The 22,342-nt window shown below is 67.1% G+C and carries 19 protein-coding genes; 3 read left to right on the top strand and 16 right to left on the bottom strand.

Annotated elements, in window-relative coordinates; all coding sequences use genetic code 11:
• Positions 1–4: 4 nt before the first annotated feature.
• Entirely contained in the window at positions 5–784 is a 780-nt protein-coding gene (locus tag B5F85_RS02060) for an exodeoxyribonuclease III (protein ID WP_087313902.1), read from the bottom strand.
• 280 nt (positions 785–1,064) lie between these two features.
• On the opposite strand from B5F85_RS02060, the gene B5F85_RS02055 reads away from it, so the two are divergent.
• Positions 1,065–2,234 carry a hypothetical protein gene (locus B5F85_RS02055; protein WP_143786115.1) on the top strand — a complete coding sequence of 390 codons (1,170 nt, stop codon included), beginning with the start codon at positions 1,065–1,067 and terminating at the stop codon, positions 2,232–2,234.
• A gap of 223 nt (positions 2,235–2,457) precedes the next feature.
• Here B5F85_RS02055 and B5F85_RS02050 read toward each other — a convergent pair whose 3' ends face one another.
• The 6 genes from B5F85_RS02050 to tilS all read right to left on the bottom strand — a co-directional run bounded on the left by B5F85_RS02050 (position 2,458) and on the right by tilS (position 9,383).
• Entirely contained in the window at positions 2,458–3,285 is an 828-nt protein-coding gene (locus B5F85_RS02050; RefSeq protein WP_087313898.1) for a phosphatase, read from the bottom strand.
• 36 nt (positions 3,286–3,321) lie between these two features.
• A complete protein-coding gene (locus B5F85_RS02045) occupies positions 3,322–4,506 on the bottom strand; it encodes a pyridoxal phosphate-dependent aminotransferase (protein ID WP_087313897.1) in 1,185 nt (394 codons plus the stop codon).
• 96 nt (positions 4,507–4,602) lie between these two features.
• Positions 4,603–4,932, bottom strand: a complete 330-nt coding sequence (locus tag B5F85_RS02040; protein ID WP_087313895.1) for a hypothetical protein — start codon at positions 4,930–4,932, stop codon at positions 4,603–4,605.
• A 292-nt stretch (positions 4,933–5,224) separates the two neighbouring features.
• The gene (ftsH, locus tag B5F85_RS02035; protein WP_087313893.1) at positions 5,225–7,204 is read right to left on the bottom strand and encodes an ATP-dependent zinc metalloprotease FtsH; all 1,980 of its coding nucleotides are present in this window, start codon (positions 7,202–7,204) and stop codon (positions 5,225–5,227) included.
• An 81-nt stretch (positions 7,205–7,285) separates the two neighbouring features.
• On the bottom strand, positions 7,286–7,834 hold the full coding sequence (gene hpt, locus B5F85_RS02030; protein ID WP_087313891.1) for a hypoxanthine phosphoribosyltransferase: 549 nt from the start codon (positions 7,832–7,834) through the stop codon (positions 7,286–7,288).
• A gap of 16 nt (positions 7,835–7,850) precedes the next feature.
• The gene (gene tilS, locus B5F85_RS02025; protein ID WP_087313889.1) at positions 7,851–9,383 is read right to left on the bottom strand and encodes a tRNA lysidine(34) synthetase TilS; all 1,533 of its coding nucleotides are present in this window, start codon (positions 9,381–9,383) and stop codon (positions 7,851–7,853) included.
• 152 nt (positions 9,384–9,535) lie between these two features.
• On the opposite strand from tilS, the gene B5F85_RS02020 reads away from it, so the two are divergent.
• A complete protein-coding gene (locus B5F85_RS02020) occupies positions 9,536–10,348 on the top strand; it encodes an MBL fold metallo-hydrolase (RefSeq protein ID WP_087313888.1) in 813 nt (270 codons plus the stop codon).
• 191 nt (positions 10,349–10,539) lie between these two features.
• Here B5F85_RS02020 and B5F85_RS02015 read toward each other — a convergent pair whose 3' ends face one another.
• On the bottom strand, positions 10,540–10,971 hold the full coding sequence (locus B5F85_RS02015; protein ID WP_087313886.1) for an Hsp20/alpha crystallin family protein: 432 nt from the start codon (positions 10,969–10,971) through the stop codon (positions 10,540–10,542).
• 292 nt (positions 10,972–11,263) lie between these two features.
• Here B5F85_RS02015 and B5F85_RS02010 point away from each other — a divergent pair, with 292 nt between their 5' ends.
• Positions 11,264–11,713 (top strand): hypothetical protein, encoded by a 450-nt coding sequence (locus tag B5F85_RS02010; protein WP_087313884.1) that lies wholly within the window; start codon positions 11,264–11,266, stop codon positions 11,711–11,713.
• A gap of 33 nt (positions 11,714–11,746) precedes the next feature.
• On the opposite strand, the gene B5F85_RS10635 is transcribed toward B5F85_RS02010, so the two are convergent.
• The 8 genes from B5F85_RS10635 to B5F85_RS01975 all read right to left on the bottom strand — a co-directional run bounded on the left by B5F85_RS10635 (position 11,747) and on the right by B5F85_RS01975 (position 22,256).
• Positions 11,747–11,914 carry a hypothetical protein gene (locus B5F85_RS10635; protein WP_158094541.1) on the bottom strand — a complete coding sequence of 56 codons (168 nt, stop codon included), beginning with the start codon at positions 11,912–11,914 and terminating at the stop codon, positions 11,747–11,749.
• Between the two features lie 3 nt (positions 11,915–11,917).
• The gene (locus B5F85_RS02005; RefSeq protein ID WP_143786114.1) at positions 11,918–13,651 is read right to left on the bottom strand and encodes a PASTA domain-containing protein; all 1,734 of its coding nucleotides are present in this window, start codon (positions 13,649–13,651) and stop codon (positions 11,918–11,920) included.
• A gap of 82 nt (positions 13,652–13,733) precedes the next feature.
• On the bottom strand, positions 13,734–16,400 hold the full coding sequence (clpB, locus tag B5F85_RS02000; protein ID WP_087313879.1) for an ATP-dependent chaperone ClpB: 2,667 nt from the start codon (positions 16,398–16,400) through the stop codon (positions 13,734–13,736).
• A gap of 146 nt (positions 16,401–16,546) precedes the next feature.
• A complete protein-coding gene (locus tag B5F85_RS01995; RefSeq protein WP_343203475.1) occupies positions 16,547–18,037 on the bottom strand; it encodes a 6-phospho-beta-glucosidase in 1,491 nt (496 codons plus the stop codon).
• A 136-nt stretch (positions 18,038–18,173) separates the two neighbouring features.
• Complete coding sequence (locus B5F85_RS01990; protein WP_087313877.1) at positions 18,174–19,460, bottom strand: PTS transporter subunit EIIC; 1,287 nt, start codon at positions 19,458–19,460, stop codon at positions 18,174–18,176.
• Positions 19,461–19,542: 82 nt separating this feature from the next.
• Positions 19,543–19,851: a PTS sugar transporter subunit IIB gene (locus B5F85_RS01985; RefSeq protein ID WP_087313875.1), complete on the bottom strand. Its 309-nt coding sequence runs from the start codon at positions 19,849–19,851 to the stop codon at positions 19,543–19,545.
• Positions 19,852–19,909: 58 nt separating this feature from the next.
• Positions 19,910–20,239: a PTS lactose/cellobiose transporter subunit IIA gene (locus B5F85_RS01980; protein ID WP_072373544.1), complete on the bottom strand. Its 330-nt coding sequence runs from the start codon at positions 20,237–20,239 to the stop codon at positions 19,910–19,912.
• 31 nt (positions 20,240–20,270) lie between these two features.
• Entirely contained in the window at positions 20,271–22,256 is a 1,986-nt protein-coding gene (locus B5F85_RS01975) for a PRD domain-containing protein (RefSeq protein ID WP_087313873.1), read from the bottom strand.
• Positions 22,257–22,342 lie beyond the last annotated feature (86 nt).

The raw sequence follows: 22,342 nt of genomic DNA, 5'->3' as shown, positions 1-22,342 counted from the left end.
CGTCCTAGAGCTCGATCGTGAGCTCGACGGGGCAGTGGTCCGAGCCAAAGACCTCGGAGAGAATCGAGGCGCCGGTCACGCGATCGGCGATGTCGTTGGAGACGAGGAAGTAGTCGATGCGCCAGCCCGCATTGTTCTTGCGCGCGTTGAAGCGGTAGCTCCACCAGCTGTAGGCGCCGGTCACGTCCGGGTGACGAGCGCGGAAGGTGTCGGTGAAGCCGGCGTCGAGCAGGCGCGTGAAGCTCTCTCGCTCCTCGTCGGAAAAGCCCGCGTTGCCGCGGTTGGGACCGGGGTTTTTGAGGTCGATCTCGTTGTGCGCCACGTTGAAGTCCCCGCACGTGACCACGGGCTTCTCGGCGGCAAGCCCCACGAGAAAGTCGCGGTACGCCGCATCCCAGGCCAGGCGCGTGTCGATGCGCGCGAGCTCGTTTTGGGCGTTGGGCGTGTAGACGTCGACGAACCAGTAGCCCGGAAACTCGAGCGCGCAGACGCGACCCTCGTCGTCCGCCTCGGGCGCGCCGATGTGGTTGATGACCCGCAGTGGCTCCTCCCGTGAGAAGACGGCGGTCCCGGAGTAGCCCTTGCGCTCGGCGTAGCTCCAGGTCTGGTGGTAGCCGGGCAGGTCGAGCTCGATCTGACCCTCCTGGAGCTTGGTCTCCTGGACGGCAAACACGTCGGCGTCGGTGGCGGCAACGACGTCGGTGAAGCTCGGATCCTTCTTCATGACGGCGCGCAGGCCGTTAACGTTCCAGGAGACGAGGCGCAGCTCGCGTGGGCTCGGCATGGGAATCCTTCCGCTCGGGGTCCCCGCCATCTTACCCGTTTGCCACCCGCCGGCGAAAGCGCGCCGCCTGCGAAACGTACCGCAAGCTGACGGCGGTGGGCACACGCGCGACTTTTGTACGGCGAAATACCCTCATCCCACATTTCATCGATTCTTTTCCCAGCTCACAGCCCTGCCCTCGGGCGAGAAGAACTTTCTCGCCATACATTTCTCGAGAATCGCGGCACGGGTTCGACCCACGCCGCAAGCGCGCCCGTCACGTTGGTGCTAGCGTCACTTCATGGAGACGATTCTGTGCGACAGATCCGCGTTTCTCTATTGGCGCACACCGCCGATAGCGCGCCTCCTGGCATCGGGCCCGGAGGATGATCCCATGCTGCGTGCCCTGCTCGACGTCGGGACGATCAGAGCGCTCCGCCTTGAGCTGCTGGAGTCATCCGAGCTCGTCTCCAGCTCCTACGGACTAACTGGTCGCAGGTCGCACTGCGGCATCGCCGGGCTGCGCGTCGCAGGCACGCTTCCTCTGCTTGCCACCAATTTCGGAGGACCGGTGGATGTGCTGGCGGCAACCCCTGAGGACCGAAGGCCGTCGGGGGTCATTCGGCCACGCGTCTGGGGAGCGACGCTTCCCGACAACTCGACGAGCGTCATCCGCGAGGGGGTTGAGGTCGTCTCCCCCGAGCTCGCGCTCCAGCAGCTCGCGGTTCGCGTAGACGCTGTTCGGACAGCCCTTCTCCTCTCGGAGCTTCTGGGGACGTTCTCTGTTTACCAGGCTCCCGGCCCGCTTGCCAAGGTGCTGCAGGAGCTGGCAGACCACAATCGACTTCCAGCGTATCGGGGCTGGCGGGCCGCAAGAAACAACGGCGGGAAGCTGACGGGGCTCTGGTCGCGTCCTCCCCTGCTCAGCCTCGACCGCCTGCAAAACCATCTCGCGCTCGCCTCGTCCCGAGGAAAGAGGGCGCTGACCGAAGCGGCGCGACGCGCTCGGGTGGGCGCCGCCTCGCCTTTTGAGGCGCAGGCGGGCATGCTGCTGGCAGAAAGCGTGCGTCACGGTGGCGAGGGCTACCTCGGACTCGAGCACAACCGCCGCGTCGCCCTCTCGGCGGACGCCAAAAGGCTGTGCGGCCTGAGCAGCTGCTATTGCGATCTCTTCTGGGAGCGCGAGGGCGGCGACGTTGACGTGGAGTGCCAGAGCAGCTCTCATCACTTTGGGTCAAGGAGCTCGGTTTCCGACGCAGACAGGTCAACGGCGCTCCAGATGATGGGCATCGAGGTGATTCAGCTCACCTACGCGCAAATGGAGAATGCGCAGCGCTTTGAAGCGTTCTCTCGGCTCCTTGCCGAGAAGCTCGGCGTCGAGCGTCAAGAGAGGACCCAGCGAGAGAAGCGGGCTCAGGAAGACCTGCGCGCGAGCGTGCTCGTTGACTGGGAGAGCCTGCCAGACGTATAGGGGCACGGATGCGCCCCGCCCGACAACGCCGTGCCATACTCGATCGAAATATGTACGGCGAGCACGTTCTTCTCGGTAAAGTGGAACAGCGTGACCTGCGGAAACGCTGGCTCGTACCGAGAGGGCTGCATTCTCGCCGTACAAAACTCGCCCGCCACCCACACGGACAGCGAGGGTCGAACACGCGGCGGGCGCAGAGCTGGGGTCCGAGGCCGAGGACCCGTTAGAACTCCGGCACCGTGAGCCCGGCGCCGGCCATGGCGGAAAGAAACGCCTCGGCGGAGCGCGTGGCGATGAGCTCCTGGGGGAAGCGGATCTCCTCGAGAAGGGCGAGCGCGTGCGGCGTCCTGCCGACGGAGCTGCTGATGTGGGCGTCGGTGTTCACGACGATCTGGCAGCCCAGCTCAGCGCACGTCTCGGCGATGGTCCGGCAGCTCGTGTGGGTGCGCCCGTCGGGACGGGCGGTCTCGAGGCTGTGCTCGTTGATCTCGATGAGCTTGCCGAGGCGGGCGGCCTCCCCCACCACCTCGCGGACGTCGAAGGGAACGCCGGCGCGCCCGGTATGGCCGAGCACGAGCACCTTGGGCTGCGCGAGGGCGCCGAGGTACATCTCGGTGGTCTGCGCCAGCGACGCGCCCTCGGCGAAGTCCTTGTAGTGAACGCTCGCGATGACGTAGTCGCATCCCGAGCACGCGCGGGCGTAAAGGGACGCCGCCGAGCGCGCCGGCCGCCCCGTGATGTCCGAGGCGACCTCGATGGCCTGCCCGAAGAGGCTCCCGTCGAGCGCGCGGATGTCCGCCTCCATGCCGTGAAGGAGCCGCACGCCCTCCCAGACGCGGGGCCAGACCCGCATGTTGATGAAGTGCTGGTAGTCGCGCAGGTCGGCATGGGCGAGGTCGGTCCTCGGGAAGAGCATGTCGCTGAAGTGGTCCGTCACGCCGAGCAGCTCGAGGCCCGCGTCGCGTGCCGCGAGCACGTTCTCGCGCACCGTCGAGTAGGCGTGGCGGGAATAGAGCGTGTGGGTGTGCGTGTCGCAGCGGTTCTCGTACATGGCGCTCCTCATGCGGAAAAGGGCGGGCCCTCCGCGCTACCGGTAGGACTTGGCGAGCTCCTCCCAGGCGGGCAGCGAGTTCACGATGGTCTCGTAGGAGACGCAGTAGCCCACGCGGACCCAGCCCGGGCACCCGAAGGAGTCCGAGGGAACGGGGAGCAGCTCGAGGGCCTTGGCGCGCTCGAAGAACGCGCTGGCGTCGGGCTCGAGCGCCTTGACCCAGAGATAGAAGGCCCCCTCGGGCGCGATGAACTCGTAGCCCAGGCGGGCGAGGCCCTCGGTCAGCGCCTGGCGGTTGCGCGCGTAGGCCTCCACGTCGCTCGGCTCGTCGACGCAGTCGATGAGCACGCGCTGGAAGAGCGCCGGGGCGCACACGAAGCCCAGCTTGCGCCCAGCGCCCGCGACCGCGAGCACGAGCTCGTCGTGATCGGGGTTGGTGGGGGGCACGAGCACCCAGCCGATGCGCTCGCCCGGGAGCGAGAGTGACTTGGAGTAGCTGTAGCACACGATGGAACGGTCGTAGACGGAGGGCACCCAGGGTACCTCGGCGCCGTAGGTGATCTCGCGATAGGGCTCGTCCGCAACGAGGTAGATCGCCGTGCCGAGCCGTGCCTCGGCCTTCGCGAGGACGGCGGCCAGGGCCTCGAGGTTACCGCGGGAGTAGACCGAGCCCACGGGGTTGTTCGGGGAGTTGATGACCACGGCCTTGGTGCGCGCGGTCAGCGCCGCCTCGACGGCCGCGACGTCGATCTGGAAGGTCTGGGGATCGGCGAGCACCTCGACGCACGTGGCGCCCGCGGTCTCGATCCAGACGCGATACTCGGGGAAGTACGGGGCGATCACGATGACCTCGTCGCCGGGGTTCACGACGGCGTGGAACGTGATGGACAGCGAAGCCGCGGCCCCGCAGGTGAGATAGAGGTCGTCCGCGGACGCCGCGCCCTCGCCAAAGCGCCGCGAGAGGCTCGCCGCGACGGCCTCGCGGGCGGCGGGCAGGCCGCTGGCGGGCGTGTAGCCGTGAAGCTGCGTGGCGGGAAGCGCCAGGCAGCGCTCGATCGAGGCGCGAACGGAGTCGGGTGCGGGGATGGAGGGGTTGCCAAGAGAGAAGTCGAAGACGTTCTCGGCGCCGATCTGGGCCTTGCGGGCCCCGGCATACGCCGCAATCTCGCGGATGGACGACTTCTGCGCCCCGTAGGCGCGGCTCTTCTCGTTAATGGACATGGGGCCTCCTCGCGCAACGTGTCTGCTCGCTCTGTGCTGCAAGGCCATTGTACTCGCGCGGGACAGCTCCGAAGGCAAGACGGCGGGCGAGAAGGACTATGAGAGCTCGTCCTCCGGGTGACGGGGCCGCATGTAGCCCTTGCTGCGCAGGACCTCCCATCCGAGCAGGGTGATGACATACTCGTTGGCGTCCCTGCCGCCGTCCTCGCGCACCTTCCCGCGCTTGGAGATGAGGCCCATCTCGTCGAGGGACTCGCATGACCTTCTGACCGTCGCCACGCTCGTGTTGAGCAGCGAGGAGAACCTGCTTGCCGAGACCGCAGCGACCTGACCCTGCTTTGGAGCGAGCTCGCCGAGGCAGTGCAGGAGGCGGTGCTCGGTCTCGTTGATGGTGAGCTTGATCTCGAACTCGACTTTGCGCGCCATCAGCCAGACACCTCCCTGCACGCTTGTTGGGGGCCCTAGGCAAAATCTTTTGGCCCTGCGTGCAAACGGTATCATCGAAGGCGGGCTGGCTTGGCGCTTATATACCACCTGACCTGCTCGTTATTTGAGTATGCCCGGTTAGGGGACACCCTTGGTGCCACCCCATTATGTGCTGTTTTGCTACAGGGGGTCATAAGGTGAGTACCCCCCTGAGCACTTTTTCAGATCTTTCAGATTATGCGCAGGCAGCTTGCACACGATGAATACACAAGCAGGGGCCCTGCTCACTTTTTTATGCGCGAGCCTCCTGGGCGTCCGCCTCCTGGGCGCCCGCCTCTCGGACGCCGGCCTCCTGGGCACCGGCCGGGGAGCCGCTCGCCCCCTCGGCGGCAACGTAGGCGTCCCAGCTGCCGTCGAGCAGCGCCTTCACCGCATCGCCCTCGACCGTCTCGCGCTCGAGGAGCACGTGCGCCATCGTGTCCATCTGGGCCGAGCGTGCCTCGAGGACCTGGCGGGCGCGATCGTGCCCCTCGCGCATGATGCGCTCGACCTCGTCGTCGATGCGCTTGGCGGTCTCCGCGGAGTAGTCCTGGCGGTTGGCGTAGTCGCGGCCGAGAAAGACCTCGTGCTGGGCCTCGCCAAAGACCTGCGTCCCCAGCTCCTCGCTCATGCCGTAGCGCGTGACCATGGTGCGGGCGAGCTTGGTCGCGCGCTCGAGATCGTTGGAGGCGCCGGTGGTGATGTCGTCGCAGAAGAGCTCCTCGGCCGTGCGGCCGCCGAGGAGCACGGCGATCTGGTCGAGCATGCCGTCGCGCGTCTCGAGGAAGTGGTCCTCCTCGGGCACCTGCATCGTATAGCCGAGCGCCTGGCCGCGGCTCACGATCGAGATCTTGTGGATGGGGTCGGAGTTCTCCAGGACGTGCCCCACGAGCGCATGACCCGACTCGTGATAGGCGATGACGCGGCGCTCCTTCTCGGTGATGACGCGGCTCTTGCGCTCGGGACCCGCCATCACGCGCTCCATGGCCTCCTCGACCTCGCCCTCGCCGATGGAGCCCCTGCGCCGGCGGGCGGCGAGCAGAGCCGCCTCGTTCACCAGGTTGGCGAGGTCGGCGCCCGTGAAGCCGGGCGTGACCTTGGCGAGCCGAGCGAAGTCGACGTCACCGTCGAAGGGTTTGCCCTCGGCATGCACGCGCAAGATCTTCTCGCGCCCCGCCACGTCGGGCCGGTCCACGGTCACGCGACGGTCAAAGCGGCCAGGACGCAGCAGCGCCGGGTCAAGGATGTCGGGGCGGTTGGTGGCGGCGATGAGGATGACCGAGGAGTTCTCCTCGAAGCCGTCCATCTCGACGAGCAGCTGGTTCAGGGTCTGCTCGCGCTCGTCGTGGCCGCCGCCCAGGCCCGCGCCGCGCTGGCGGCCCACCGCGTCGATCTCGTCGATGAACACGATGCAGGGAGCTGCCTCCTTGGCCTGTTTGAAGAGGTCACGGACGCGCGAGGCGCCCACGCCCACGAACATCTCCACGAAGTCCGAGCCGGAGATCGAGAAGAACGGGACTCCCGCCTCGCCGGCCACGGCCTTGGCGAGCAGCGTCTTGCCCGTGCCCGGAGGGCCCACGAGCAGGACGCCGCGCGGGATGCGGGCGCCCATCTGGTGATAGCGCTCGGGGTCGGAGAGGAAGTCGCGAATCTCCTGGAGCTCCTCGACCGCCTCGTCGACCCCCGCGACGTCCGCGAACCTCACCTTGGGGCGCTGCGCCTCCGAGGTGAGGGCCCGCGTCTTGGAAAACGCCATCGTCTTGTCGTTTTGGGAGGACATGCGACTCATGTAGTACACGAAGACGCCGACGAGCAGAAGCGTCGGGACGACGGAGATAAGCACGGTCTCGAGCATGCTCGAGTCGCTCGTGTCGATCTTGTAGGTGACGTCGGGGTGCTCCGCCATCAGCTCGGCCAAGGAGTCCGACCCCACATAGACGCTCGTGAAGTTGGTCGCCTCCGCGCCGTCCTCGCGCTCTGCCTCGCTGTGCCAGTACGAGCCGGAGACGCTGCCGTCATCGGTCCGGTACGTCACGCTCTCGACGCGGTCCTCGCTCACGGCCGTCACGAACTCGTTGGTCGCGAGCGCGTCAGTCCGCCTGCCGCCCGACAGGCCGCCCCCTCCGCCCGAGAAGACGAGGTAGAGGATGATCGCGACCACGACCGCGGTGGTGAACACCGCGGAGCGCGTGCGCCCCTCGGGGCCGAGCGGATGGTTGTTCTTCTCGGGCAAGCGACTCTCCTTGCGTGCGACTGGCGGTCAAGACGGGGAGCGGGCCGGATGAACCCGGCGGACAAGCTCCCGGACGTCAGGCTACCGGTAGACCTCGGGCTTGAGGACGCCGATGTAGGGCAGGTTGCGATAGCGCTCGGCGTAGTCGAGGCCGTAGCCGACGATGAACTCGTCGGGGACGTGGGCTCCCACGTAGCGCGGCTTGACGGCGGGCGTGTTGCCGGGGACGTCCTTCACGAGGAAGGCGGCGACCTCGACGGAGGCGGGGCCACGGCCCCGCAGAAGCTCCATGAGATAGGAGAGCGTGAGGCCGGAGTCGAGGATGTCCTCGACGATCAAGATGTCGCGCCCCTCGATCTTGGTGTCGAGGTCCTTGACGATGCGCACGACGCCCGAGCTCTTGGCGCCGTCGCCGTAGCTCGAGACAGCCATGAAGTCGATGCCGATGGGGCAGTCGATGGCGCGCATGAGGTCTGCCATGAAGACCACCGCGCCGCGGAGCACGGCCACGACCAGCGGGTTCTTGTCGGCATAGTCACGCGAGATCTCCTCGCCCATGCGGGCCACGATCTGCCTGATCTCGTCCTCGCTGAGCAGGGTCTCCTTGACGTCCGGATGCAGTGCCTCCATGCGCGCTCCTCTCCTCTCACCGGCCGTCCGGCGCGGACGGTCCCGTCTCGTCGTGCGTCAGGGTCAATTCTAGCAGCCACCTCGTCTGCGACGTGCAGCGGGCGCGCTCGTCGGCGCGAACGCCCGCGACCCACACCACCGGACCCGTGGGAGACGCGTGCACCACCGGGACGAGGGCGCGCTCGTCCCGGTCCACGCGCGCCTCGCCGAGCAGGTCGGAGAGCTTCTTGGACTGCTCGTGCATTCCGAGCGGGCAGAGCAGCTCGCCCGCATGGGGCGTGTCCACCCAAAGCCTGCCCCCGCGCGCGGGGTCGACCCCAGCCTGCACGGCATCGAGAAGAACGGACTCGCCCGACCACTCGAGCGCATGGGAGCGTGCATAGGCGGCGACGTCGGTTGCCTCGGGGGCCGGACGGAGACGGGCGGACAGCACGCGCCCGCCGGGAAGGACGAGTCTCCCTGGCACCTCGAGCCAGGCAGCCGTCGGGACGGCCGGCGCCATGCGGGAGCGCAGGGCGAGAAGACCATGCTCCACGCGCGCCTCGGCTCCCAGCGGGATGTTGGCGGCGCCCTCCCCCGCCGCGACGATCTCGAGGACCGCGGCGACGTGGCGCGCCTCGAGACGGGCCTCCGGACACACCGTCAGGATGGCCGAGCGCACGACGCGGCGGGCGATCGCGACGTCGGTCGCCGCAAGTCGCGCCGCGTCGAGGACGAGCAGGCCCGTTCCCTCCCTCCTCGTGAGGTCTCGGAGGGCGCGGGCTGAGACCGCCGTGAGATAGGCGTCCTCGTCGGAGAGGATGTCGCAGGTCGTCGAGAGGTTGGCCACCACGCGCGGGTTTCTCCCGCGCGCCACCGGCAGGACCTCGTGCCGGACGAAGGCGCGCAGATAGCGCGTGTCGGCGTTGGTGGCGTCCTCGCGCCAGACGATGCCGCGCATGCGCAGCAGGTCGCAGAGCTCGGCGTGGGTCCGGTCGAGCAGGGGGCGCACGATGCGGTTGCGCCGGCGCGGGATCGACGAGAGGCCCGCGGCGCCCGTCCCGCGGATGGCGTTCATGAAGAAGGTCTCCGCACGGTCGTCGGCGGTGTGCGCCGTGAGGATGCGCGCCGCCGAGCGCGGCGTCCCAAAGGCCTCCGAGAGGTCGTTGGCCAGGCGCGTCGCCTCGGCGTAGCGCGCCATGCGACCGGCGTTCTCGACGTTGCCGTCCCCTGCCGCGGCGAGCTCCTCGACGTCGACGCGACGGATCGTGCAGGGGATGCCGTAGCGCTGCGCGAGGTCTCGGACGAACTCCTCGTCCTCCTCGGCATCGATTCCCCGAAGCCCGTGATTGACGTGCAGGACGTGCAGGCGCTCGCGCGCGATGCGAGCGACCCCGCGCCCGTCATCGACGTCGAGGCTCGAGGTCGCCGCGAGGACGAGCAAGGCGGTCGAGTCGGCGCCGCCCGAGACCATGAGCACGACGGGAGCCGCAAGGCTCTCGTCAGGCTGGCCGCTCGGTCGGTCAAAGCGACTCCTAGCGTTGGCGTATCGACGAGAGACGCTCGGCATGCGATACCTCCATAACGGCTACCCTAGGGAGCTGCAAAATAACATGCATTCGCTTGGGGTCGCGTGATGCGTACCTGGGCAAACGAGACGGCGAGCCAAACGGATGTATCCTATTTTGCCCGGACCCAGTGTACGACAGCGAGAGGACCGACATGACCCCCGAGATTCACCTGCACGTCCTTGCCAGCGGCTCCAAGGGAAACGCCGCCGTGGTGGAGGGGCCGAGCGGACTTGTGCTCGTGGACTGCGGCATCTCGCGCCGCGCCCTGCTCGGCAGGGCGGACGAGCTTGGCCTGGACCTGAGCCGCGTGGTGGCGGTCCTGCTCACCCATGAGCACTCCGACCATGTGGGTGGCCTCACGGTCTTCTGCAACCACTTCGACGGGGAGCTCTTGACGACGGCGGGCACCGCCGCGGCGAGAAGCTACCTCACCCAGCTGCCGTTCACGATCGTGGGTCACTCGGATGAGTTCGAGCTCGCCGGGATGCGCGTGCGGACCTTCCCTACCTCGCACGACGTGGCCGACCCCGTGGGCTTTCGCTTCTCCACGGCAGACGACGCGCTCGGGTTCTGCACGGACACGGGCCGACTTGGCGACGAGGCGCTCGAGGCCCTGACGGGCGCGCGTATCCTCGCGCTCGAGTCCAACCACGACGAGCGCATGCTCGCGACGGGCAGCTACCCGGGCTACCTCAAGGCGCGCGTGGCCGGGCCGACGGGCCACCTTTCCAACGCCCAGACGGCCGAGGCGCTCGGCACGCTGGCGTGCGACGACACCGAGACCGTGGTTGCCATGCATCTCTCGCAGGAGAACAACCGGCCGAGCGTCTGCGTGAGGACGCTCGCCGAGGCGGTTGGCGCCGAGGTCGCGAGCGGCGAGGACGGTCGCCCCGAGGCGCGCACGCCCGACGGCCGCCTCACGATCTGCTGTGCCGCGCAGGACTGGCCGCTCACCGTGTGGTAGGGCGGGGTGACAATTGGGACAGGTTCAATTGTCACCCCGCGCCGCTCGCTAACATGCACAGTTCCGTTAAGTTTCATATATCCGCAGGTCAGAAATTGACGTTTCCGGAACTGTGCATGTTAGCGTGGCGCGGCGCAAAAGGGCCGACGCCCGAAGGCGCCGGCCCAGTATGAACGCTCTGCGGCTGAAGGCTAGTCGATGGAGACCTTGGTGACGTTGGTCTTCTCGACCTGCTTGGGGACGTTGACCGTGAGGACGCCGCCCTCGAGCTTGGCGGAGAGGCCGGCGACGGCCGCGTCCTTGAGATAGACGCCGCGCGTGGCGCTCCAGTCCGAGGTCTCCTTGTAGAGGTAGTTCTTACCCTTCTCCTCCTCGGTCTCCTTCTTGTCAACGGAGACGGAGAGACGGCCCTCGTTGAGCTCGACGTCGATCTCCTCGCGCTTGACGCCAGGAAGCTCGGCGGTGACCACGTACTTGTCGCCCGCGTCCTCGACGTTCATCTTGAAGCTCGCCGCCGTGGAGGAAAGCGGGGCGAACGGCGCGTCGAAGAAGCTGTCGAGCGCATCAAACGGCCAGTTGCGAAGCGCGCGCGTGTAACGATCATACGGAACCATGCTTGCCATAATCGATCACTCCCTTGTGATTGGTGCCTTGCACCCGTTGCTCACTTCTTCTTGTTCCCCCATCGCCCGTCTTTATACGCTAGAACCAATGTTTTCTGAGCGACACATGCTCACCATATCTAAGTCGACCTTACTTAGATATTGCTGAATCCCTTCGAGGGACGAGAAGTGCCGAGAAGAGCGCGCGGCACGACCTTTCTTACGGTTTGTATAGTTTCGTCCTGAGGGATGGCAGGACGCCTGCGCTGGAATAGAATTGGTGCATTGCTGTTCGCACCCGGCAGGAGGCACCATGGCCAACGAGAACGAGCTGGAGAACACCGAGGTCGGAAGCGTCGAGGGCGCCCAGAGCGCCAATGACGGGGTCGACCAGGTCCCCTCGCCCGCGCCCTTCGTTCGCACGCGCCCGCCGCGCCGCAGCGTCGAGCCCATCGACGACCTTGCCGAAGACGAGGAGCAGAGCATCCCCGTCACGCACGATTCCGGGTACACCGCCCCCGGCGGGGCGCTCTCGGGCCGCGCCTACCGGCGCTCCCGCACCGAGGGGCAGCAGCTCCGCCGCGACCTCCACTACGGCCAGTATCTCGAGATCCCCAAGGGGCGCCGGGACATCTTTGTCTCGCGGGAGCGCAAGACGCGCGTGAAGACCTTCATCGCGCTGGTCTTTGTCCTCGCCATCCTGGCCATCGTGGTCTACTACCTGTGGGGCTACATGCAGACCAACTGGGGTGCCACGAGCTAGGCACGCGGCACCTCCCGAGGCGCTCTCCGCACGTCACGCCCAGGGGTCGCGCTCGAAGAGCGGTTCGGGCTCCGGCCTGCGGTCGGAGTAGGGGTCGTACCCGTCGTCGTCCTCGTTCTCGGCCCGGACGAACTCCTTGTCAGGACGCTCCCTGGGGTCGAGCTTCGCGCTCTTCTCGTTCTTCGCGTTCTTCTCGTCCATGTCTCACCCCGTGTACAGGTCGATGTAGGCAATGTAGTCGCAGACGCTGCCGCCAAACGGCGACAGGTCAACGGTGTCGAAGTGCGCCGACGGGGCGACAAGCGCCACGACGCTCGTGCTCTCCCCGCGCCCGCCGATGATGACGGCCCAGACGTAGCCGTCCTGCCGCCCGCAGCCGCAGATGAAGCTCGGCGAGCTGGTCTGCTCGGCCGCAGCCTGCCCCCCGTCCTCGCCCGCCTCGCTCTTGGGCGCCTCGGGGGCGCCCTCATTCCCCGCGTCCCCGGAGGGCTCCTCGTCCGCAGGCTCTTCCTCCGTCTTCTTCTCGTTGACGCCGGGCGCCACGATGTCGTCCTGGGTGCAGGCGTCCTCCAGCCCCTCGAGCCCGCACGCGGCCATGACGGCGCGCAGGCCCTCCTCGGACACGCTGCCGCCGCCGGTCGGGAGCGTGTCGGCCGAGAACGCGTAGCGCACGCCTCCCACGCCAGCGCCCTGCGCGAGGACGTCGACCTGCGAGCCTCCGGCATAGTGGCCGGTCTCGGGGTAGTTGGAGATCTGCAGGAGGTCGCCGCGCGAGCCCGACCAGGCCGCGTGGGCGTTGCCGCCCGACGCATAGAGCTCGCCGTACTCGAGCGTGTAGCCGCTCTGGGTGAGATAGGTCGAGAGCGCCTCGGAGGGCACGCCGAAGTAGGCCATGAGGTCATAGGCCTCGTCCGGATAGGCCACGGCGACGCGCAGCTCGACGGCGGAGCCGCCGGCGATCTGGGTCCCCACGCCCGGGACCGTCTCGATGACGGTGCCGCCCTCGGAGGTAGAGTCGACATAGGAGACGGTACCGGTGAGCCCGGCCTGCTCGAGGTCAAAGAGCGCCTCCTCGAGCGACTTGCCGAGGACGTCCGGCACGGTGTAGGCGCGCGCCACGACGAGCGTCACGAGATCCTCCGCGGAAAACGGCTCGCCCTCGCCGGGGGTCACGGAGATCACCGTGCCCGCGGGCTGGCTCGAGCCCTCGGAGCTGACCTGGATGTTCTGGGCGCCCGCGGCGAGAAGCGCCTCGCGCGCGGCCTCCTCGTCAAGGCCCACGACCTTGGGGACGACGCGCTCGGAGGAGACGCCGAGCGTGACCCCGTCCTTGGGGTCGGCGCGCACGCCCGGATCAGGGCTGCACGACAGAACCGTACCGTGGTCATCATCCGAGACGACCGGCTCGACGTTCACGACAAACCCCATCCCCTCGAGCAGGGCGGTCGCCTCCTCCTGCGTCATGCCGAGGACCGCAGGGACGGTCTTGCCGCCCCAGAGCTCCTGGTCGTAGGTGTAGTACGCCACGCCCCCGCCTAGGGCGAGCAGCACGGCGACAATGAGGGCGATCGCCCAGGCCGGCAGGCGCCGCTTGCGCTCGGGAAGGCTCTGGACCGGCGAGGGGATGGAGACCATCGGCTCGCGGACGGACGTGAGGTCCTCGGGAGCGGCGGGCGAGAAGTACGGGTCATCCAGGGCGTCGATCCCGTCGCCCGCGTCGAGGGCGGTCGTCGGGGCGGCGTCATCGCGCGGCACCACGGTCGTGGGCAGGCCGTCATCAAGCATCGTGGTCGGCGCGGCGTCGGCCAGCACCGTGGCGTCCGGGTCGGCGGGCGCGGCGTCGGCCAGCACCGTGGCGTCCGGGTCGGCGGGGATCGCGACGGTCTCGTCCCGCAGGTCCTTCTCGTCTCGCCCGCTCTTCTCGCCTGAGACCGCCATGCCCCCTCCAACCATCCGTTGAACGTGACACTATCCTACCCAGAAAAAGGGGCGGGGGAACTGCTCCCTCGCCCCTTTTGGGCTACTCCATGGCGTCGGGCTCGATGGGCTCGTCGTCGGGCGCGGGCTGCGCGCCCGAGCGGCGTCGCTCGGAGGCGGCGTCGTCGCGGGTGGCGAACAGACGCTCGTCGGGACCCACGTCGATGCGAACCACGTCGCCCTCGCCGAGCGAGCCCTCGATGATGAGGTTGGCGACGTTGTCCACGACCTGGCGCTGGATGAGGCGCTTGAGCGGGCGCGCGCCGTAGACCGGGTCAAGGCCGTCGAGGGCGAGCGACTGCTTGGCGCTCGGCGTGAGCTCGAGCTGGATGCGGTCGCGGTCGAGGCGGGAGCGGACGTCGCGCAGCTGGATGTCCACGATCCGCTCGATGTCGGCAAGGCCGAGGGCGTGGAAGACCACCACGTCGTCGATGCGGTTGAGGAACTCCGGCTTGAAGGTCTGACGCAGGGCGTCGTTGACCTGGCGCTGGACCTCGTCCGGGTCGCTCGAGGCGCTCACGCCGGCGATGAACTGGCTGCCGACGTTGGACGTCATGATGATGATCGTGTTCTTGAAGCTCACCACGCGGCCCTGACCGTCGGTGAGGCGGCCGTCGTCGAGCACCTGCAGCAAGATGTTGAAGACGTCGGGGTGCGCCTTCTCCATCTCGTCGAGCAGGATGACGGAGTAGGGCCTGCGGCGCACGGCCTCGGTGAGCTGGCCGCCCTCGTCGTAGCCCACGTATCCCGGGGGCGCGCCGATGAGGCGCTGGACGCTGAACTTCTCCATGTACTCGGACATGTCGATGCGCACGAGCGCGCGCTCGTCGTCGAAGAGGCACTCGGCGAGCGCCTTGGCGAGCTCGGTCTTGCCCACGCCGGTGGGGCCGAGGAAGAAGAAGCTGCCGATGGGACGGTTGGGGTCGGAGAGGCCCGCGCGGCTGCGACGCACGGCGGCGGCCACGGCCGAGACGGCCTCGTCCTGGCCCACCACGCGCTTGTGCAGCTCGGACTCGAGGTTCTTGAGCTTGTCCATCTCGCCCTGCATCATCTTGGAGACCGGCACGCCCGTCCACGAGCTCACGACCTCGGCGATCTCCTCGGAGGTAACCTCCTCCTTGAGGAGCCCCCCGGCCTCCTGCTTGGCGGTGAGGGCGGCCTCCGCCTCCTCGTACTCGCGCTGGAGCCCGGGGATGGTGGAGTAGCGCAGCTCGGAGGCGCGCGCGAGGTCGCCCTCGCGGGTCACGCGCTCCATCTCGACCTTGGCGTCCTCGATCTTGGACTTGAGGTCCTGCACGCGGTCGATGGCGCCCTTCTCGTTCTCCCAGCTGGCCTTCATGCCGTCGAGCTTCTCGCGGGTGGTGGCGATCTCGCCGCGCAGGGTCTCGAGGCGCTCCTTGCTGGCGGCGTCCTCCTCCTTCATGAGGGCCTGCTCCTCGATCTGCATCTGCGTGAGCTGGCGATCCACGGCGTCGATGTCCGCCGGCATGGAGTCGAGCTCCATGCGCAGGCGGCTCGCCGCCTCGTCCACCAGGTCGATGGCCTTGTCCGGAAGGAAGCGGTCCGAGATGTAGCGGTTGGAGAGGTCCGCTGCGGACACGAGCGCGGAGTCCGTGATGCGCACGCGGTGGTGCTGCTCGTAGCGCTCCTTGAGACCGCGCAAGATCGAGATGGTGTCCTCGACGGTGGGCTCCGAGACCATGACGGTCTGGAAGCGGCGGGCGAGCGCCGCGTCCTTCTCGATGTACTTGCGATACTCGTCGAGCGTCGTGGCTCCGATGGCGTGCAGCGTGCCGCGCGCGAGAGCCGGCTTCAGGATGTTGCCGGCATCCATGGAGCCCTCCGTGGCGCCCGCTCCCACGATGGTGTGCAGCTCGTCGATGAACAGGATGATGCGGCCGTCGGACTTCTCGACCTCCTTGAGCACGGACTTGAGGCGGTCCTCGAACTCGCCGCGGTACTTGGCGCCGGCCACCAGGGCGGACATGTCAAGCTCCACGAGGTCCTTGTCGCGCAGGGTCGAAGGGACGTCGCCGCTCACGATGCGCTGGGCGAGGCCCTCCACGATGGCGGTCTTGCCCACGCCCGGCTCGCCGATGAGCACCGGGTTGTTCTTGGTGCGACGGCTGAGGACCTGGATGGTGCGGCGGATCTCCTCCACGCGGCCGATCACGGGGTCGAGCTTGCCCTGGCGGGCGAGGTCGGTGATGTTGCGGCCGTACTTCTCGAGCGCCTCGAACTCCGGCTTGGAGTCCTGGCTGGTCACGCGCTCGTCGCCGCGCAGGGTGTTGTACGCCTCCTCGACGCGCTTGGCCGTGACGCCGGCGGCCTTGAGGACCGAGCCGGCGTCCGTCTTGTCGTCGGCAAGCGCGCAGAGCAGGTGCTCGGAGGTGACGTAGGAGTCACCCATCTTGGCGGCGAGCTTCTCCGCGGCGTTGCCCACGCGCACGGTGGCGTCCGCCATGCCCATCTGCGCGGTGTCACCGGAGACGCGCGGCTGGCGTGCGATGGCCTCGTCTGTCTGGGCCTCGATCGAGGCCGGGTCCGCGCCCACGCGCTCGATGATGGCACGGATGTTGTGCTCGCCGGAGCTCAGCAGCGCCTTGAGCACGTGAACGGGCATGAGCTGCCCCGCGTTTGCGTCGGTTGCGATGCCGACAGCCGCCTGCAGCGCCTCCTGGGCCGTGACGGCCCACTTGTCGAGTCTCATGGTTGCCCCCTTCTTGGGTCTGCTGTTTATCACAGGCAGTTATACCCGGCGAGCGGGGCCTTATACGCAAATCTAAGCGTCTCCATGATAGATTATATAAGCGTGAGGAGAAGGGCGGGGCGCTCGCGGACGCCCCGTCCCGACGCTTACAGAACGCGGCCGTTTGACGCTATGACCTGGCGGTACCAGTCAAAGCTCTTCTTCTTGCTGCGGGCGAGCGTGCCCCTGCCGCGGTCGTCGCGATCGACGTAGATGAAGCCGTAGCGCTTCTTCATCTCGCCCGTCCCCACCGAGATGAGGTCGATGGGCCCCCACGAGGTGTACCCGATGAGCTCGACGAAGTCGTCGTTGACGGCGCGCTCCATCTGGACGATGTGGCGGCGCAGGAAGTCGATGCGGTAGTCGTCCTCGACGTAGCCGCGCTCGTCGGGCTCATCCACCGCGCCGAGGCCGTTCTCGACCACGAAGAGCGGGACCTGATAGCGGTCGTAGAGCTCGTTCAGGGCGACGCGCAGGCCCACCGCGTCAATGGGCCAGCCCCAGTCGGTTCGGTCGAGGTAGGGGTTCTTGCGCTCGACGAGCAGGTCGTCACCATTCTCGCTCGACGCCACGGACGAGAAGTAGTAGCTGAAGGCGATGTAGTCGACGGTGCCGGCGGCGAGCGTGGCGGCGTCCTCCTCGCTCACCTCAAACTCGACGCCGAGGCGCCTGAGCTGGGCGCGGCAGAGGTTGGTATAGCGGCCGCGCACCATGACGTCGGTGTAGTAGTAGTTGGGCATCATGTTTAGGCGGCGGGCGATGACGTCCTCGGGGCGACAGGTCTTAGCGTAGGTGGTGGGATACTGCACCATGCAGCCGATCTTGAAGTCGGGATTGATCTGGTGCCCGAGCGCCACGGCGCGCGCCGAGGCGAGAAACATGTTGTGGCTGGCCAGCACCTTGACCTCGTTGGCGTTCTCGCCCTCGGAGAAGATGAGTCCCGCCTGGTTGAACGGCGTGAGCTTGTTCATCGTCTCGTTGACCTCGTTGAAGGTCATCCAGTAGCGCACCTTGTCGCGATAGCGCCTGAAGACCGTTTCGCAGAAGCGCACGAAGAAGTCGATGAGGCGAGGGTTTCTCCACGACCCGTACTCGGTCACGAGCCGAAGCGGCATCTCGTAGTGAGAGAGCGTGATAACGGGCTCGATTCCATTGGCGCACATCTCGTCGAAGACGGCGTCGTAGAAGGCAAGCCCCGTCTCGTTGGGCTCGGCGTCGTCCCCGTTCGGGAAGATGCGTGCCCAGCTGATCGAGGTGCGCAGGCAGGTAAAGCCCATCTCGGCAAAGAGGGCGACGTCCTCCTTGTAGCGATGGTAGCCGTCGATGCCCTCCTGGTTCGGGTAGTAGACGCCCTCGTGCACGTGGTCGTGAATCTCGCGGGGAACGCCATGGGCGCCCGCGGTCTGCACGTCGGCGATCGAGAGGCCCTTGCCGTCCTCGAGGTAGGCTCCCTCGACCTGGTTGGCGGCGACGGCGCCGCCCCAGAGGAACCCCTCGGGCATGCCCTTGGCGACCGCCGAGCACTCCGAGTCCGTCGCGACGAGCCGGCGCGAGCCGCCCGCCTCGATGGCGGCATCCGCCTCGATTGAAGCGTTCATGGCATCTCCTTGTCCGCCCGCCGTCCGCGGGCTTCGATGGTTGCGGAGTCTGGTGAGGCGCCCCGCGGCAGAACTGCCGCGGGGCGCGGGGGGGGCGGGCGTCGGGGAGAGGCGACCCGCCCGCTAGGGGGGCTTCTTACGCCTCGATCTTGGCCGCTTCGGCCTGCTCGCGCTCGTACTGCTTGTTGGAGACGAGCACGAAGGGAGCGTAGAGCACGAACGCGACGGCAATAACGACGACGACCATGAGCAGGGCCTGCCACTGACCGCTGAAGGCCAGGAACTGCTGCAGGAACATGGGCGCACCGGCGATCGACTCGACGTAGGCGGAGGTCAGGAACCCGGAGGTGATGGCGTAATAGCCGATGTTGCAGGTGACGAGGGGCACCAGCACGAAGGGGAAGAAGAAGGTGGGGTTGAGCATAATGGGAAGGCCGAACACCATCGGCTCAGAGATGCCAAAGAGCAGCGGCACGAAGGAAAGCTTCGTGACCTCGCGGTAGTCGGCTCGCTTGGAGAACGCGAGGATTGCCAGCGCGAGCGAGATGACGATGCCGGATCCGCCCAGGTTCATGAACAGGTGGACGAAGGCGAGGGTGTAGAACTCGGGGGGAAGCGCGCCGGATGCGACGGCGGCGATGTTGGCGGCAAGAGCCGCGGTGCGCACGGGCTTAGCGACGGCGTTCATGGCCATGTGACCGTGAATGCCCATCCACCACAGCAGCTGGGAGAGAACGGTGATGATGCTCACGCCAATCTGCGTGCCGATGGCCTGGTTGAACGGAATCTGAATCACCGTGTAGATGATCGAGTTGATGAACGTCCCCGTGGCGGCATACAGGACGCCCGCGAACACGCCAAAGAGCATGATCGTGATGAAGGCTGGGATGAGCGCGTTGAAGCTGTTGGCAATCATCTCGGGAACGGACTCGGGCAGCTTAATCTTGATGCGCTCGAAGCGCATGAGGCCGTTGAAGATCGCCATCGACCCGATGCCCACGAAAAATGCCAGGAAGAGGGCGGAGGCATCGAGGCTGCCGGCGATGTTCTCGGGGTCGAGCACGGTGATGAAGCAGACCACCGAGATGAGACCGCAGATGAGCGGCTTCTGCCCATCCTGCTCGCCAATGGAGTAGGCGACAAGGAATGCGATCCAGAGGGCCATGCAGGAGATGCAGGCGTAATTGACCGTGCTGAAGATGTTGGCGTAGTTCGCAAGCCACTCGAATCCCGCGAACTGGGCGAGCCCGCTCGAGGTGGAGCAGAGCATGAGGTTCAGCATGAACGCAAACGAGCCGGTGATGACGATGGGGGTGTAGGTAGTAAACGCCTTCTGAATTGCCACCACGTACTTGTTCCCGTTCATGAAGTCAGCAACGGGAGTCAGGATGCGCTCCATGAGGTCCGTAAACTTGTCAAGCATGGGGTATCACTCCTTTCAGAGCGTCATGGACGTACGATGGGTTGTCTTGATGTGTGCCCGGAGCGTCGGGCTCCGTCAGGCGCTACCTGCCGGCAGCCACGAGCTCCTCGGCCTGCTTGAGCACGGCGGCTCCGTCGCAGCGACCATAGGCCATCGGGTTGATGACGGCGACCGGGGCAGCGTCCCCGACCACCTTGGCAAGCCTGCGCTCCATGTGGCGAATCTGGGGCCCCAGGAGCAGGACGTCGAAGTTGCCGAGCTCCGACTCCACCTGCCCCTGCTCGACTGCCCAGATCTTGTAGTCCTTGCCCTGGCTCTCGGCGGCCTCACGCATCTTGCTTACCACCAGGGACGTCGACATTCCTGCGGCGCATGCCAGCATGATGTTCATAGCTCAGCTCCTCTTTCTGCTCGGGATCGACCCCGATGCTCCACTCTGGTCGGTCCCGTTACTTTCCCGACTCGATTCGGGCCATGCGCTCGTACATCTCGACCATGCGCTCGGCCACGTCGCTTGCCGTAATCGCCATGCTCAGGTGGTCCTGAGCGTGCACGAGGATGATGTTCACCTCGACGCCCTCGCCGTTGGCCTCCCCTTGGATGAGGGAGAGCTGGGTGTCATGCGCCTCGTGCATCTCTCTCTGAGCCTCCGCGAGATGCTCCCTCGCCGCACCGAAGTCTCCCTCGGCCGCATCGTCAACCGCCATGAGCGCGGCAGACTTGGCGTTACCCGCGTGCAGGATGATCTGCATGGCGTTCTCGTACTTGCTCTCGTCCATCGTTCCTCCTTTCGTCATGATGCGTGCGTGTTCACCGGTTCACTAGCTCCAGCAGGGTGGTGAAGTCCCGCTGGCTGATCAGCGTCTGAATGTCCTCTTTACTCAGAAGGAGGCGTGAAATCCTGTCGTAGAACCCCTGGAGGTTCTTCTCGGCGCTTGTCGAGATACTCACGAGAAAGATCGCCTGCACCCAGACCTCGGGTGCCCAGAGGACGGGCCTGTCGAGGATTGCCGCGGCGACGAACGTGTCGGGCGTGCACGGCCTCGCGGGATGGGGCATGCTCACGTTGTTGCCAAAGGCTGTGGGGGCCGCGTTCTCGCGCTCCCAGACGAGCCTCGCAAAGCCCTCCGGAACCTCGCGGCGCTCGGCGACGAGGGCGCAGAGGCGCTCGATCGCCTCCTTCTTGTCCCTCGCAGCAAGATGCGAGAAGAACAGGCGCTCGTCGAAGTAGGACTCGACGCCCTGCGGGCGGGGGCTCACCTCGAGCGCCTCGCGCACGAGATGGAGGTCTCCCTCGTCTAGGAAGAAGCCGACCTCGCGGACGGGAACGGGGAGCGGGTGCGCCAGGGGCACCGTGGTGAAGACGTAGTCGATGTCCGTGAGGTCGACGGCGTCGACGCCGCCCACGTCGCAGGTCTCGATGCGGTCGAGGTAGGCGCCGAACTCCCTGCGATAGCGGTTCTCGAGCAGGCGCGCGCTTCCCGCGCCGGAGGCGCAGACGATGAGGATGTTCTTGCGCGAAGGGCCGCCCTTCTGGCGCTCGAGGGCAAGCTCGAACGCCAGCGCGACGTAGCCGATCTCCTCGTCGCTGAGCCGAGCGTCGTAGGCATCGGCGAGCACGGCGCTCGCCTCGACCGCCATGGTCCAGGCGAGCGGGTAGCGGTTCTTGATGTCCGACAGCAGCGGGTTGTCCATGCGCATGTGAAAGCGCAGGCGCACCGCGAGCGGAGTCACGTGCTGCGCGAGGTTCATGCGCAGCTCGAGGTCGTCGCGAAAGTCGAAGCGCAGGACGGTCCACACGTGCTCGATCATGCGCGCGACGACGTCCCACACCTCGTCCGAAATGACGAGGTCGTTCTCCGGGGCGTCTGCGGAGAAGTACAGGCGCTGCCGTCCGGCCAGGTGGATCGCGATGTAGGCGACCTCCTCCTCGGGAAGCGCCACGCCGAAGCGGGCCTCCACGAGCGCCGCGACATCGCGCGCGACGGAGAACTCATGCGTGGAGCGAATCCTGTCGAGCTGCTCCTCGGGCATGGGGACATAGCAGCCCTCCCTGATGCGTGCGACAGCCACGGCGATGTGGACGATTAGGTTCTGATGGGCGAGGGCATTGACCTGGAAGTTGTTGCGACGCGTGGCCTCGCGCACGCACTCGTCGATGACGGTGACGACCTCGCTCGAGGCGAGCGAGGCGTCGGATGCCGCGCTGTGCCCGCTCGCGGCGACGGCAGCGAGGCACAGCCGCCGCTTGAGCTCGGGCCCGGTGACGCGAATGCCGTAGCGCGGGCGGCGCTCGAGGGCGAGGTCGAATCGCGCGAGGCGGCGCTCGACCTCCTTGAGCTCGTCGCTCACCGTGACGCGGGAGACATAGAGAATCTGCGCGAGGTCGTCGATGGTAATCCAGCCCGCGCGGTAGAGCAGGTCGTTCATGAGGTATGCGACGCGCTGCTCCGAGGTGGCGGGAACGGCCTCCCCCGCACGCGAGCCCTCCGAGCCGCTGCGCCCGAGCAGCTCGTCGATGCGCGAGGGGTCGACGCCCTCGAGACGATAGACCGATGAGCTGCGCATCTCGATGCGGCCTCGGGAGGAGGACGAGCCGCCTTTGGGGCGGGAGGCGACCATGGGCCGCGCACCATCCCCGCCCTGGGCGTCCGCGCGCGTGAGCAGGTCGTTCGCACGGCTCACGTAGGTGCGGACCGTCCGCACGCTCACGTCAAGACGTCGGGCGAGCTCGGCGGGGCTGATCTGCCCCTCGTCACGCAGAATCTCTATGAGCTTGGCGAGCTTTGCGTCCACGACTCCTCCTTCCGTAGCTCTATCCTACGGAATGGCACACGGAGTCTCCACAAAGGGTTTTGCCGTCGCCGCGGAAGACGCCTCGA

The organism is Olsenella sp. An293 (assembly GCF_002159495.1).
Classification (GTDB): domain Bacteria; phylum Actinomycetota; class Coriobacteriia; order Coriobacteriales; family Atopobiaceae; genus Thermophilibacter.
The sequence above is the reverse complement of the archived record's forward strand: the minus strand, read 5'-3'. Positions and strand labels throughout refer to the sequence as shown.